Source organism: Rhizobium sp. LjRoot98, from assembly GCF_964252935.1.
Classification (GTDB): domain Bacteria; phylum Pseudomonadota; class Alphaproteobacteria; order Rhizobiales; family Rhizobiaceae; genus Pararhizobium.
In genome coordinates this window covers 152,784-165,400 of the sequence record NZ_CAXUPW020000006.1, presented here as the reverse complement: position 1 = coordinate 165,400, position 12,617 = coordinate 152,784, and the positions used below count along the sequence as shown (strand labels likewise).

Here is a 12,617-nt window from a genome sequence, read left to right as displayed (position 1 = left end):
GCTGCAAACGGAGGATCCCCCATGACAGGAAAAAGCGCAGTCGTAACCGTGGACAACAAAACGGTGGAATTGCCGGTACGATCAGGGTCGATCGGTCCGGATGTGGTCGATATCGGTACGCTCTACAAGCAGACCGGCCAGTTCACCTACGATCCCGGCTTCACATCGACCGCATCATGCGAATCCAAGATCACCTATATCGATGGCGATCAGGGTATCCTCTTGCATCGCGGTTATCCGATTGAACAGCTCGCAGAGCACGGCGACTTTCTTGAAGTCTGCTACCTGCTGCTCTACGGCGAACTGCCGACGGCAGCGCAGAAAAAGGACTTCGACTATCGCGTCACGCACCACACGATGGTGCACGAGCAGATGTCGCGCTTCTTCACCGGTTTCCGCCGTGATGCCCACCCGATGGCTGTTATGTGCGGCTGTGTCGGCGCACTGTCGGCCTTCTATCACGACTCGACCGACATCACCGATCCGCACCAGCGCATGGTTGCAAGCCTGCGCATGATCGCCAAGATGCCGACGCTCGCAGCCATGGCCTACAAATACCATATCGGCCAGCCCTTCGTTTATCCGAAGAATGACCTCGATTACGCATCGAACTTCCTGCGCATGTGCTTTGCCGTTCCTTGCGAGGAATATACGGTCAATCCGGTGCTTTCGCGCGCCATGGACCGCATCTTCATCCTGCATGCAGATCATGAGCAGAACGCCTCGACCTCGACCGTTCGCCTCGCCGGCTCGTCGGGTGCCAACCCGTTCGCCTGTATCGCTGCGGGCATTGCCTGCCTTTGGGGTCCGGCTCACGGCGGCGCCAACGAAGCAGCCCTCAACATGCTGTCGGAAATCGGCTCGGTCGATCGCATTCCGGAATTCGTCGCCCGCGCCAAGGACAAGAACGATCCGTTCCGCCTGATGGGCTTTGGCCACCGCGTTTACAAGAACTACGACCCGCGCGCCAAGATCATGCAGAAGACGACGCATGAAGTGCTGGCCGAACTCGGCCACAAGGACGATCCGCTGCTCGAAGTCGCGATGGAACTGGAGCGCATCGCGCTGACCGACAGCTACTTCATCGAGAAGAAGCTCTATCCGAACATCGACTTCTATTCCGGCATCACGCTGAAGGCGCTCGGCTTCCCCACGACCATGTTCACAGTGCTCTTCGCACTCGCCCGTACGGTCGGCTGGATCGCACAGTGGAATGAAATGATCGAGGATCCGGAACAGCGCATCGGCCGTCCGCGCCAGCTCTACATCGGCGAACCGGAACGCGATTACGTCCCGGTTTCCAAGCGCTAAGCTGCGGAAATAACGATTGAAAAAGCCCGGTCAGAAATGACCGGGCTTTTTTGCATTGAGAACATCGAGAACGACACCAGCGGCTGCCTCGCCAGGCGGTTGCTCTGTCGCCATGCGTTGCCAGACGGTGTTGTATCCCGCGAGCATGGCTTGGCGTTCCGGCGTGTCGCCTGTCAGGCGCTCCATCCAACGCGAAAGCGCACCGGCCCGAATGGCTTCGTTCAAATATTCCGGCACGATGGGGTAATCTGCCACCAGATTGGGAATGGCCGCCGTCCAGATCTTGATGCGCTTGTGCATCAGGCGAATGATCCAGTCGGCCTTGTAGGTCGATACGACCGGGATCCCGGCCAGCGCAAGCTCCAGGATCACCGTACCCGAAGCTGCAACCGCAGCATCGGCTTCAGCGAAAGCCTGCCATTTGGCGGCGGCTCCGACCGTGATGTCCGGCTGGACCGGCCAGGACGCCGTTATCTGGCGCACGAGGCTTTCTTGGCGCGGAACTGTGGGGAGCAGGAACCGCATATCTGGATGCCGGGTGCGCAATTCCTCGGCTGTCTCGCCAAACGCCGGCAGGAGGCGGCTGATTTCGCTGCCCCGAGACCCCGGCAGAAGCAGGCATGTCTTTGCCTCCGGGCTGCCACGCTTCTCCGCCTGCCGCGTCCGCACGGCAAGCACATTGACGTCGCTAGCCAGCCGGTGTCCGACATAGGTCGTCGGCGGTCCGCCAAGGCGCTGCATGACGTCTGGTTCGAATGGCAGCACCGCCAGCACGTGATCGACATAGGGCCGCATGTTGACAGCCCGCTCCGGCTTCCACGCCCAGACACTTGGGCAAACATAATTGACAATAGGCAGACCGGGCATGGATTTGCGAACGATCCGCGCGACACGATGCGTAAAATCCGGGCTATCGATGATGACGAGAATATCGGGTTTGGCGGCAATGATCGCCCTGGCCGTCTGGCGAATCCGCAGGATCAGTTTCGGCAGCCGGGCGAGAACCTGGGAAATCCCCATGATCGACAGCTCGGAATAGTCGAACAGCGACCTTAATCCCTCTGCCTCAAGTCCCTCACCACCAACGCCCACCAGGGAGAGCTCGCCCTTCACCAGCGGCCGCAGCGCCTTGACGAGATCAGCGCCAAGCAGATCGCCGGACACTTCTCCAGCAATAACCGCAAGTTTGAGCTTGTTTTCGCTCATTGCCCACCTCGCAAGAGGGCGCGGTCCACACCAGTGACGAAAAGGCCGGTTTCATTGGCAAGCGCAATCATTTCTTCCCGATCAAGGACCAGCGCCCGGCCCGCTTCGACGGCAATACCAGCGAGTCCGGCGGCCTGTGCGCCCTTGATTGTCGATGGCCCGACAGAGGGAAGGTCGGCGCGCAAATCCTGCTGCGGCTTGCAAAGCTTGACCAGCACACCACGGCGGCGGCTGGAAATGCGTCCGTCGGCTTTCAACCGCGCCACCCGTTCCAGCATCGCGTCTGTGCCCTCCGGCCCCTCAAGCGCCACGACGCGCCCGCCAACGGCAACAGCGCCCTGCCCGACGTCGAGATGGCCGAGCGCGATGGCTGCGGCTTCCGCAATCTCGATATCCACCTGATCCTCGACACCTGGCGCGCGGGCGCTCAACGTGCCGACTTCGGCCAGAAGTTCCGGCACAATCTCCTGCACGCCGATAACCCGGGCGCCATTGGTCTCGATCAGTTCGATCGCCATTTTCAAAACGGCATCGTCGCCACCGGATAAAAGCGTGCGCAGAACACTCGGTATTTTCACGAGGCTTTTCAGCGTCGGCTTGATATCGCGCCAATCCGGCCGGCGGTGCACAGCGCCCGACATGACCACACGGCCAATGCCGGCATCGCGAAAGGTGCCGCTGATAGCCTTGAAATTGCCGATCCCGAGCGTCGTGTGATCGAAGGACGACCAGTCCCGGTCCGACTCGTTGGCAAGTGCGATGATGAAAGGGTTTTCGCCGTGGGTCCGTGCGGCTTCAGCGACATGCAGCGGCAGCAAGCCGCTACCGGCGATGATTGCCAGCCGGTCTTTGATCTCTGGCCGGCTGTGCATGCTCATTTGCCTCAGCCCTTGCTGCCCCGTGTCGGAGACGACAGCGCCCGATCGCTCTCGGCTGCAATAAAATCGAGAATCTCAAGCGCCGGCGGGCAATCCGCATAGTCAGCGCGAATTGCAGCCGCATTGGCGCGAATCGATTCCGGGCCTTCGAAAATCTGCTTGTAGGCACGGCGCACGGCGTGAATGACCGGCTTCTCGATGCCGGAACGGCTCATACCGACAACATTCAGACCGCCAAGCAGGCCGGGATTGCCATTGAGCATGCCATAAGGAATGACATCGTAGGCAACGGCCGAAAGCCCGCCGATGAAGGCATGGCGGCCGATACGGGTAAACTGATGCACCGCCGAGCCGCCGCCGAGAATGGCGCGGTCACCGACAGTGACGTGCCCGGCGAGCATGACATTGTTGGACAGGATGATGTTGTTGCCGAGACGGCAATCGTGGGCAACGTGAGAATAGGCAAGGAACAGATTGTTGTCGCCAACGATGGTGGCGCCGCCATATTCGACGGTGCCGGTGTTCATTGTCACGCCTTCGCGAATGGTGCAATTCTCACCAATCAGCAATGTCGTATCGACGGCGCTGTGATGCACGCTCTGCGAATCGCCGCCGATCACCGCCGACGGGAAAATCTTAGAACCTTTGCCGACCGTCGTGCGCCCGAGAACGACGACGTGGCTGATCAGTTCGACATTCTCTGCGAGCGTCACCTTCGGGCCAACGTGACAGAACGGTCCGACAACAACATTGTCACCGATCACCGCTCCGTCTTCGATGACCGAGAGCGGATGAATCTTCGCAGTGGAGGCAATCATGTTCAGGCGTCTTCCTTGCTGATAATCATCGCGCCGATATCAGCTTCTGCGACAAGTTGCCCGTCAACTTTTGCATCACAATGAAATTTCCAGATATTGCCGCGCTGCTTCTGCTTGACGACATGGAACTCGACGCGGTCCCCCGGAATGACCGGCTTGCGGAAACGCGCGTTGTCGATGGTCATGAAATAGACGAGGTTGCTGCCCTCGCCATTCTTGCGTGCGCAGATCGCGCCGGCAGTTTGCGCCATACCTTCGATCAGCAGAACGCCCGGCATGATCGGCTGCTCCGGAAAATGCCCGGTAAAGTGCGGCTCGTTTGCGGTGACGTTCTTGATGCCGATCGCCGAATTGTCGCCATCAATCTCGATGATCTTGTCGACCAGCAGGAACGGATAACGGTGCGGAAGAAGCTTCAAGATTTCCTTGATGTCAGCCGTACCAAGAACGGTGGTTGCAGCTTCACTCATCTTTGCCTCCTGATTTTTTTTGCCTGTTGTGCGCCCGTGCCGTTATCTCTGCAATTTCACGCAGGAAATCACGCATCGGACGCGCTGGAATGCCACCATAGCGCTCTCCGGCCGGGACATCCGATGCGACACCGCTCATGGCGCCGATCTGAGCCCTGTCACCGATGGTGATATGTCCATTGATCGCGGCAGCGCCGCCGATCAAAACGCCGTCGCCAATGCGCGTGCTGCCAGCAATACCGACCTGTGCGGCGATGCCGCAATGACGGCCAACGCGAACATTGTGGCCGAGCTGGACGAGATTATCGATCTTGGTGCCCTCGCCGACCACCGTATCGTCCATCGCGCCACGGTCGATCGTCGTATTGGCGCCAATCTCAACCCTGTCTTGCAGGATGACGCGGCCAATCTGGACGATTTTGATCATGCCCCCCTTTGGTCCCGGCGCGTTGCCGAAACCGTCCTGGCCGATCCGGGCGCCGGGATGAATGATAACCTCGTTGCCGACAAGCGAATACATCACGCTTGCCCCAGCCGAAATCGTGCAGTCCCGGCCGATACGGACGCCTGGTCCGATAACGGCGCCGGCAGCGATCCGCGTGCCTGTGCCGATATGCGCACCAGCGCCAACGACGGCGGTCGCCTCGATATCGACATTGTCTTCGATCTGCGCAGTCGGATCGACAAAAGCAGCGGGAGATATTCCGCCCAGCCCCAACAGGTTCTGTTCAGGCCGCACGGCCTGCGGATGCAGAATTGCACCGGCAACCGCAAAAGCGGTGTGAGGGTGTCGTGTCAGGAGAACCGGAATATGCGGCGGGACAATTGCGGCTATCGTAGCATCGCAGATGATAGCGCCGGCTTTTGATGTTTCAAACTCGTCGCGAAAGCGTCGCTGCAGCATGTAGCAGACATCGGACTCACCGGCCCGATAGGTCGGCGCTACAGACCGGACAAGCCGGTCGCCCAACTCGGGCGACTGTAGCACCGCACCGATCTGATCCGCCAGATCGCTCAGGCGGATCCCATCATGTGGTGGGAAGAACCAATTGTTTTCCATGGCCAACCCTCCAGAACAGTTTTGGCAGGCAGTTCTGGACTGCAAGGATCAGAAGGACGACGAAATACCGAACTTGAGGTTCTGTACGCGGTCGAAATCTTCCTTGGCGATCGGGAACGCATAGTCGACGCGCAACGGACCAAAGGGCGATGCCCAGATCAGACCCAGACCGACAGATGCACGCAGCGAACTGTTGGTACCCTTGATCTGATCGTCAGCCGTCGTATCGACTTCGTTGCCATACAGTGTACCTGCATCTGCAAAGATTGCGCCGCGGAAACCGGCATCACGCGACACGAATGGCAGCGGGAACGTGGCTTCGGCAGAAGCTGTGAAGTAGGTCGTGCCGCCGATGGAGTCGCCGTACTTGCCGCTACGTGGGCCGATGCCGTTACGCTCGAAACCACGAATATCGTTCTGGCCCAACTGGAATTGGTCGAAGACTTCCATCTTGCCACCGGTGTTGAACACGTGGCCCGCGCTACCAGCAAGCGATGCGATGATATCGGCATCGTCGTTCACGGTATAGTACCACTTGGCCTTACCGGTCAGCTTGTAGAAATCGGAAGTACCACCAAGACCGGCATATTCCTGCGTTGCCGAAGCGAGAATGCCTTCGTGCGGCAAGTTCGCGTCATCAAGCGAATTATAGGTCAGCGTCTGCGAGATCGACGAACGTGTCCAAGGCGAGCCTCTGACCACACGGTCATACGGGCTCGACAGATCGGCTGTATCGCCGCTGTAGTCCATCTGCGTCAGGTTGTAACGGAATGTCGTCGATACACGCTCGGTGATCGGCGCCGTTACACGCAGGCTGAAGCCCTCGTCTTCATAGCTATAGTTGTCGTCATCATAGTCGTTTTCGTTCTTGAAGATATCGAAGCCAGCGGCCAAGCGATAACCAAGGAAATAGGGCTCGGTGAACGAAACGTTATAGGTACGGCTGTCTTCGCCACGGCCTGCAGCAAGACGGATGTACTGGCCACGGCCAAGGAAGTTCTTTTCCTCGATCGAAGCTTCCAGCAGGAAGCCGCCGCCGCTACCGGCCGAATAGCCGGCACCGATACCGAACGAACCGGTCGACTGGTCCTGCACATCAACGATGACGACGACGCGATCGGAAGCGCTACCAGGCTGGGTCGAGATATTGACGGTGGAGAAGTAACCAAGTGCATCCAGGCGGCGCTTGGCCGTCGTGATCATTTCCTGGTTGAACGCATCGCCTTCACTCATGTCGAATTCGCGACGGATAACGTAATCACGCGTGCGCGTGTTGCCACGGATTTCGATGCGCTCGATATAGGCGCGCTCGCCCTGGTCAACAAGATAGTCAACAGCGATCGTACGGTTGCCAAAATCGCGGTTACCACGTGGCGTTACGCGAGCAAACGGATAGCCCTGCGATGCAACGCGCTTGGAAATCGCGGAAATGCTGTCCTGAACGTCCTTTGCCTTGTAGATTTTCCCTTCCGAGGTCCGTACGAGCCCCTTCAGTTCTTCGGCATTGACGCCCTCAACGGTCGATTCAACATTAACCGTTCCGAAGTCGTAGCGCTCGCCTTCTTCGACAGTGATCGTTACCGTGTATTCGTTGGTGGCTTCATCCAGCACCGCATCCGAGGACACGACACGGAAATCGGCATAACCGCGGTTGTAATAGAACTGGCGCAGCAGCTCTTCGTCAGCGCGCAGCTTGTCGGCGTTATAAACGTCCTTGCGGTTCAGGAAGGAGAAGATTCCCGATTCCTTCGTCGAGATCACAGCCTCAAGACGGCCGTTGCTATAGGCATTGTTGCCGACAAAATTGATCGCAGTGATCTTGGTGCGATCGCCTTCATTGATAACAAAAGCCAGATTGACGCGGCCTTCCGCGATCGGAACCACCTGCGTTGTCACAGTCACATCTTCGCGGCCGATTCCAGCATAGGCATCCTTGATGGCCTGAATATCGGATTCGGCAGTCGCCTCGCTGTACGGACCGAGCGAACGCGTGCGAACGACCGCCTGCAGCTTGTCGTCCTTGATCTTGCGGTTACCGTTGAAGACAACCTGGTTGACCAGCTGGTTCTCGCTCACGGTGACGACGAGCGTGCCACCGGAGACATTGATGCTAACATCAGAGAAATAGCCTGTGGAATAAAGACGCTTTACGGAAGAATCGATGTCGCCATTGCTGAAGCTTTTGCCGGGAACGATCGTGATGTTTGCACGGACCGTCTCAGGGCTGACGCGGGTAGCGCCGCGCACTTCGACACGGTTGATCGTTGCAGCTTCAGCGACAGTCGCACTTGCAAGCGTTACGATGCCAGAGCCTGTTGCGACCATACTTGCAGACAGCGCAACCGCCGACACCGCGTTCAAAAATCTTGAACCAGCTTTCATAAATCTTACCTTCTTCCAAATGCCCCGCAGCGAACTCGTACCGACTCCGGTCAGGTTGCCGTTTTAACCGCTTTTCCTATACAAGCAAGCCAGCTCGTTAATTTCTGTTTACTTCAATTGAAACCGTGTCCTAACGGCCACTACACAATTGCTTTATCGTAAACAAACCCTTTCAACCAACCCGTTGAAGTCTAAACGAAGCCGGTTCACTCTCCTGCGCCTGCATGTCCGCCGCAGGCCTGTAATATCAGCCTAAAAGCGAACTTATGTCGTTCCATGTGGCAAACACCATCAGCATCAACACCATGGCAAAACCGATCCGGAAAGCGACATCCTGTGTACGCGGCCCCACCGGTTTGCCCCGAAGGGCCTCAACCGCATAAAACATCAGATGCCCGCCATCAAGTACGGGAACCGGCATTAGGTTAAGAAGTCCAATGGAAACTGACAGAACCGCCGCCAGCTGTAAAACGGCGGCGATACCGATCGTCGCCATCTGGCCGGAGGCCTGGGCAACCCGGATCGGACCACCCAGCTGATCCGCTTTCATACGGCCGGTCACGAGATTGGCAAGATAATTGAACGTACCGGTGACGATATGCCAGCTTTCGACGGCACCCTGCCCCACGGCCTCGAGCGGACCAAACGTTTCCAGACGGAAATTGCCGGTTTCCTGATTCGTCACGATACCGATAATGCCGAGTTCCATCTTGTTGCCGAACTGATCCGTGATTTCGGTGCGCTCAGGCACCATAGGCAGATCCAGCAATTCGCCCTTGCGCTTGATCTGGATGGTGATCGGCGTTTCCGGACGGATACTGACATACCGACGCACATCATCGAAGGTGGTGACGTGCGCACCGTCGATGGCCACAAGCAGATCGCCCGGCAATACACCTGCCTTGGCGGCGGCACTGTTTTCCTTGACCTCGGCAACGACCGGATCCGCAACCGGCTTGCCATAGACCGTAAACAGCACGGCGAAGATAGCGATCGCGAGGATGAAATTGGCAATAGGCCCGGCAGCCACCGTGGCCGCCCGCTTCCAGACCTTTGCGCCCAGGAAGGTCCGGTCACGATCCTCGGCCGAATATTGTTCAAGCCGGCTGTAATCAGGAACGCTCGCAGCATCCTCGTCGCCGAAGAATTTCACATAGCCACCGAGCGGGACGGCGCAGAACTTCCAGCGTGTTCCATGCTTGTCGGTATAACCGAACAATTCCGGGCCAAAGCCGACTGAAAAGGCGAGGATGCGGATGCCGGACCAGCGGCCGACGAGATAGTGTCCCATCTCATGCACGAAGACGAGCAGCGTCAGCACCAGCAGGAACGGCACGATGTAGCCGGCAATCAGTTGAAGCGTATCGGCCAGGTAAGCCATAAGGTCCTCGATCAGCTATGCGGGCGTTTTACGGCGCCAAAAGGATTGCCCCCAGGGGCACATTCTGTCCACCGGTGGACATGACTTGCACCAAAGCAATCAAAAGCGCGGCAAAACAGGCAAAAACAAGTCCATCGACGCGGTCCATAACGCCGCCATGCCCGGGAATGAGCTTGCTCGAATCCTTCACTCCGAACCGGCGCTTGATGTAGGATTCGAACAGATCGCCGATCTGGCTGGACACCGAGAGCGCCAGCGCCAGAAGCGGAATACGCACATCGTTCAGTGGAAAATAACTCATGAACACTGCGACGCCGGCGATTACCCCACAGATGGTACCGCCGATTGCGCCAGACCATGTTTTTCCGGGCGAGATGCGCGGTGCGAGCTTCGGCCCGCCGATCGCCCTGCCGGTGAAATAGGCTAGGATATCGGTTGCCCAGACCACGGCGAAGATGAAGATCATGGCGATCAGCCCGATATCGCTCTCGCCACGTATGGCCGAGAGCGAAATGCCCGTCAGGCCGGCATAGACGATACCACCCGGCAGCCACCAGGTGCCGCCCCGCAAAAACACCCAGAGGGCTGCGACGGCCGCAAACCCGGCCAGCACGAGCAGAGTGACATGAGCGCCATCAAACAGAATGAGCCCGGAAATCACCGCCTGTGACAACCAGCCGAAAGCGTTGCCCTGGAAATCACGTTCGGCAAGCCGGGTGATCGTCGACCATTCATAATAGACAAGCACTGCAATCGCCACGGCGAGAAGCTCGAACACGGTTCCACCGGCCCAGGTCGCACCGAGGGTGACTATGGCAAGAATGATACCGGAGATGATGCGCAGTCGCAGTTCGCTCTGCATCAGGAACCAACCGCAAGCGTCGGCTGCGACAGACCACCAAACCGGCGCTCCCGTCCGGCATAGGTTTTCAGCGCATTGAGGAAGACTTCGCGGTTGAAGTCTGGCCAAAGCTCGGGAACAAACAACAATTCGGAATAGGCGGCCTGCCAGAGCAGGAAATTGGACAGCCGCTCCTCGCCACTGGTACGCAGGACAAGATCAGGGTCAGGAATGCCGGCCGTATCGAGCTTGCTGGCTATGCGCTCCGGCGTGATCTGATCGGCCGTCAATCGCCCCTGGGCGACATCAACCGCCAAAGCCTGCACGGCGCGGGTCATTTCATCGCGGGAGCCGTAGTTGAAGGCGATAACCAGTGTGATACCCGTATTGTTGCGCGTCGTATCCTCTGCCTCCAGAAGCAGAGGCAGGATATCGCCGCGGAGATTGTTCCTGTCGCCGATCACCCGGATGCGAACATTCTGCTTATGCAGGTCCGCCAGGTCGCGCCGGATGAAGGCTTTGAGCAGCCCCATCAAATCGGAGACTTCCGCCTCAGGCCTGCTCCAGTTTTCCGATGAAAAAGCAAAGAGCGTCAGGTAACGGATGCCGGCCTCGCCCGCAGTACGAACGGCCTCACGCACCGATTCAACGCCCTTGCGATGCCCCATCGTTCGCGGCAGCCCGCGCGAATTGGCCCAGCGTCCGTTGCCATCCATGATGATGGCAACGTGCGTGGGAACATTTCTAAGCAATGGGTTTGACATCGGTGACCCGAAAAACAGAGACTCGGAAAAAGACAGACTAGACCTGCATGATTTCCTTTTCCTTATCGCCGAGCAAGCGGTCGATGTCGGAAATCATCTCATCTGTCATTTTCTGGACCTTTTCGGACTGGCTGCGGCTGACATCCTGACCGATATCGCCATCCTTTTCGGCTTTTTTCAGACTATCCATACCATCGCGGCGCACGTTGCGCACGGCGACCTTGGCTTTTTCGCTATAGTCATGCGCAACCTTTACCAGCGACTTGCGGCGCTCTTCGTTCAGTTCCGGCAGCGGAATGCGCAGGTTCTGGCCATCAACGATCGGGTTGAGGCCGAGATTCGATTCCCGGATGGCGCGATCGACAGCATTGACCATCGACTTGTCCCAGATGGAAACACCGAGCATACGGGCTTCCGGAACCGTAATATTGGCAACCTGGTTCAGCGGCACGCGTGAACCATAGGCTTCCACCATGACCGGATCGAGCACGTTGGCCGATGCGCGTCCCGTGCGCAGCGATGCGATATCGCTCTTGAACGCGGTGATGGCGCCATCCATGCGGCGCTTCAGGTCACTCAGGTCAATACCTTCACTCATGGATCAAACTCCCGTTTTATCGCGACAGTCTTACGACCGCCCTTTAACTGCTCAATTGTCTGTAACGATGGTCGCCCGGCCGCCGCCGGTCAAGATTTCCGCAAACCCGCCCTTCTCGTGGATCGAGAAGACGATGATCGGGATGCTGTTTTCGCGCGCCAGCGCCACGGCTGCAACGTCCATGACCGCGAGCCCCTTTTGCAGGACTTCGCTGTGTGTCAGGCGATCGAAGCGGGTGGCCGTCGGATCCTTCTTCGGATCGGCGGTGTAAATGCCGTCAACCTGCGTGCCCTTGAAGATCGCTTCTGCACCCATTTCCGCAGCGCGCAGTGCGGCTGCCGAATCGGTGGTGAAGAAGGGATTGCCGGTGCCGCCTGCAAAGATCACCACACGTCCCTGAGACAGGTGAAACAGCGTGGCGCGCTGCGAGAAGCTTTCACAGATTTCCGGCATGGCGATAGCCGATAGAACAACAGTATCGACGTCGAGTTTGCGCAGGGAGGTCGCCAGCGCCAGCGCGTTGATGATGGTCGCCAGCATGCCCATGTGATCGCCGGTCACCCGATCGCCGCCCTTGGAGGCAACCGCAACACCGCGAAAGATGTTCCCGCCGCCGACGACGACCCCGACTTCGACGCCCATGGCGCGAGCTTCGGCAATGTCGGAGGCAATCCGGTCAGCGACCGCGACATCAATCCCGAACCCCTGGTTGCCCATCAGCGCTTCGCCCGAGGCCTTCAACAGCACACGTTTGTAGAGAGGTTCGGCCGGCATCGTCACTCCTGTCCAAGAAGGCACATATGCAAGATATGTGCTTAAACTGATCTGTTCATCCCTGCGCGGCCGATATCATCCGGATATTCCCCGAAGGAGCCTGCGCCAATGTGATGATGATGCCGGATACACGA

At 58.3% G+C, this 12,617-nt stretch carries 12 protein-coding genes; 1 reads left to right on the top strand and 11 read right to left on the bottom strand.

What is annotated here, in order from left to right; genetic code table 11:
• Positions 1-21: 21 nt before the first annotated feature.
• Positions 22-1,311: a citrate synthase gene (gene gltA, locus ACSQ3J_RS19955; protein WP_060505225.1), complete on the top strand. Its 1,290-nt coding sequence runs from the start codon at positions 22-24 to the stop codon at positions 1,309-1,311.
• 30 nt (positions 1,312-1,341) lie between these two features.
• Here the strand turns inward: gltA and lpxB are convergent, their stop codons facing one another.
• From lpxB to pyrH, 11 genes are all read right to left on the bottom strand, one after another.
• Positions 1,342-2,517 carry a lipid-A-disaccharide synthase gene (gene lpxB, locus ACSQ3J_RS19950; RefSeq protein ID WP_060505224.1) on the bottom strand — a complete coding sequence of 392 codons (1,176 nt, stop codon included), beginning with the start codon at positions 2,515-2,517 and terminating at the stop codon, positions 1,342-1,344.
• Positions 2,514-3,395, bottom strand: a complete 882-nt coding sequence (locus ACSQ3J_RS19945) for an LpxI family protein (protein ID WP_060505223.1) — start codon at positions 3,393-3,395, stop codon at positions 2,514-2,516. The genes lpxB and ACSQ3J_RS19945 overlap by 4 nt, the downstream gene beginning before the upstream one ends.
• 5 nt (positions 3,396-3,400) lie before the next feature.
• Positions 3,401-4,213, bottom strand: a complete 813-nt coding sequence (lpxA, locus tag ACSQ3J_RS19940) for an acyl-ACP--UDP-N-acetylglucosamine O-acyltransferase (protein ID WP_112834677.1) — start codon at positions 4,211-4,213, stop codon at positions 3,401-3,403.
• A 2-nt stretch (positions 4,214-4,215) separates the two neighbouring features.
• Positions 4,216-4,683 (bottom strand): 3-hydroxyacyl-ACP dehydratase FabZ, encoded by a 468-nt coding sequence (fabZ, locus tag ACSQ3J_RS19935; protein WP_060505221.1) that lies wholly within the window; start codon positions 4,681-4,683, stop codon positions 4,216-4,218.
• Positions 4,676-5,743 carry a UDP-3-O-(3-hydroxymyristoyl)glucosamine N-acyltransferase gene (gene lpxD / locus ACSQ3J_RS19930; RefSeq protein ID WP_060505220.1) on the bottom strand — a complete coding sequence of 356 codons (1,068 nt, stop codon included), beginning with the start codon at positions 5,741-5,743 and terminating at the stop codon, positions 4,676-4,678. The genes fabZ and lpxD overlap by 8 nt, the downstream gene beginning before the upstream one ends.
• Before the next feature lie 48 nt (positions 5,744-5,791).
• Positions 5,792-8,125, bottom strand: a complete 2,334-nt coding sequence (gene bamA, locus ACSQ3J_RS19925) for an outer membrane protein assembly factor BamA (protein WP_060505219.1) — start codon at positions 8,123-8,125, stop codon at positions 5,792-5,794.
• A 247-nt stretch (positions 8,126-8,372) separates the two neighbouring features.
• A complete protein-coding gene (gene rseP, locus ACSQ3J_RS19920; protein WP_060505218.1) occupies positions 8,373-9,506 on the bottom strand; it encodes an RIP metalloprotease RseP in 1,134 nt (377 codons plus the stop codon).
• Positions 9,507-9,534: 28 nt separating this feature from the next.
• Complete coding sequence (locus ACSQ3J_RS19915; RefSeq protein ID WP_060505217.1) at positions 9,535-10,368, bottom strand: phosphatidate cytidylyltransferase; 834 nt, start codon at positions 10,366-10,368, stop codon at positions 9,535-9,537.
• Positions 10,368-11,111 (bottom strand): isoprenyl transferase, encoded by a 744-nt coding sequence (locus ACSQ3J_RS19910; protein ID WP_060505216.1) that lies wholly within the window; start codon positions 11,109-11,111, stop codon positions 10,368-10,370. The genes ACSQ3J_RS19915 and ACSQ3J_RS19910 overlap by 1 nt, the downstream gene beginning before the upstream one ends.
• A 37-nt stretch (positions 11,112-11,148) precedes the next feature.
• Positions 11,149-11,709, bottom strand: a complete 561-nt coding sequence (gene frr / locus ACSQ3J_RS19905) for a ribosome recycling factor (RefSeq protein ID WP_060505215.1) — start codon at positions 11,707-11,709, stop codon at positions 11,149-11,151.
• Positions 11,710-11,760: 51 nt separating this feature from the next.
• Positions 11,761-12,483: a UMP kinase gene (gene pyrH, locus ACSQ3J_RS19900; RefSeq protein ID WP_060505214.1), complete on the bottom strand. Its 723-nt coding sequence runs from the start codon at positions 12,481-12,483 to the stop codon at positions 11,761-11,763.
• Between the last annotated feature and the right edge of the window lie 134 nt (positions 12,484-12,617).

What these genes read in the sequence shown, in the direction of transcription:
- gltA (WP_060505225.1), top strand. Translation starts at nt 22, where the DNA reads ATGACAGGAAAAAGCGCAGTCGTAACCGTGGACAACAAAACGGTGGAA.
- lpxB (WP_060505224.1), bottom strand. Translation starts at nt 2,517, where the DNA reads ATGAGCGAAAACAAGCTCAAACTTGCGGTTATTGCTGGAGAAGTGTCC.
- ACSQ3J_RS19945 (WP_060505223.1), bottom strand. Translation starts at nt 3,395, where the DNA reads ATGAGCATGCACAGCCGGCCAGAGATCAAAGACCGGCTGGCAATCATC.
- lpxA (WP_112834677.1), bottom strand. Translation starts at nt 4,213, where the DNA reads ATGATTGCCTCCACTGCGAAGATTCATCCGCTCTCGGTCATCGAAGAC.
- fabZ (WP_060505221.1), bottom strand. Translation starts at nt 4,683, where the DNA reads ATGAGTGAAGCTGCAACCACCGTTCTTGGTACGGCTGACATCAAGGAA.
- lpxD (WP_060505220.1), bottom strand. Translation starts at nt 5,743, where the DNA reads ATGGAAAACAATTGGTTCTTCCCACCACATGATGGGATCCGCCTGAGC.
- bamA (WP_060505219.1), bottom strand. Translation starts at nt 8,125, where the DNA reads ATGAAAGCTGGTTCAAGATTTTTGAACGCGGTGTCGGCGGTTGCGCTG.
- rseP (WP_060505218.1), bottom strand. Translation starts at nt 9,506, where the DNA reads ATGGCTTACCTGGCCGATACGCTTCAACTGATTGCCGGCTACATCGTG.
- ACSQ3J_RS19915 (WP_060505217.1), bottom strand. Translation starts at nt 10,368, where the DNA reads ATGCAGAGCGAACTGCGACTGCGCATCATCTCCGGTATCATTCTTGCC.
- ACSQ3J_RS19910 (WP_060505216.1), bottom strand. Translation starts at nt 11,111, where the DNA reads ATGTCAAACCCATTGCTTAGAAATGTTCCCACGCACGTTGCCATCATC.
- frr (WP_060505215.1), bottom strand. Translation starts at nt 11,709, where the DNA reads ATGAGTGAAGGTATTGACCTGAGTGACCTGAAGCGCCGCATGGATGGC.
- pyrH (WP_060505214.1), bottom strand. Translation starts at nt 12,483, where the DNA reads ATGCCGGCCGAACCTCTCTACAAACGTGTGCTGTTGAAGGCCTCGGGC.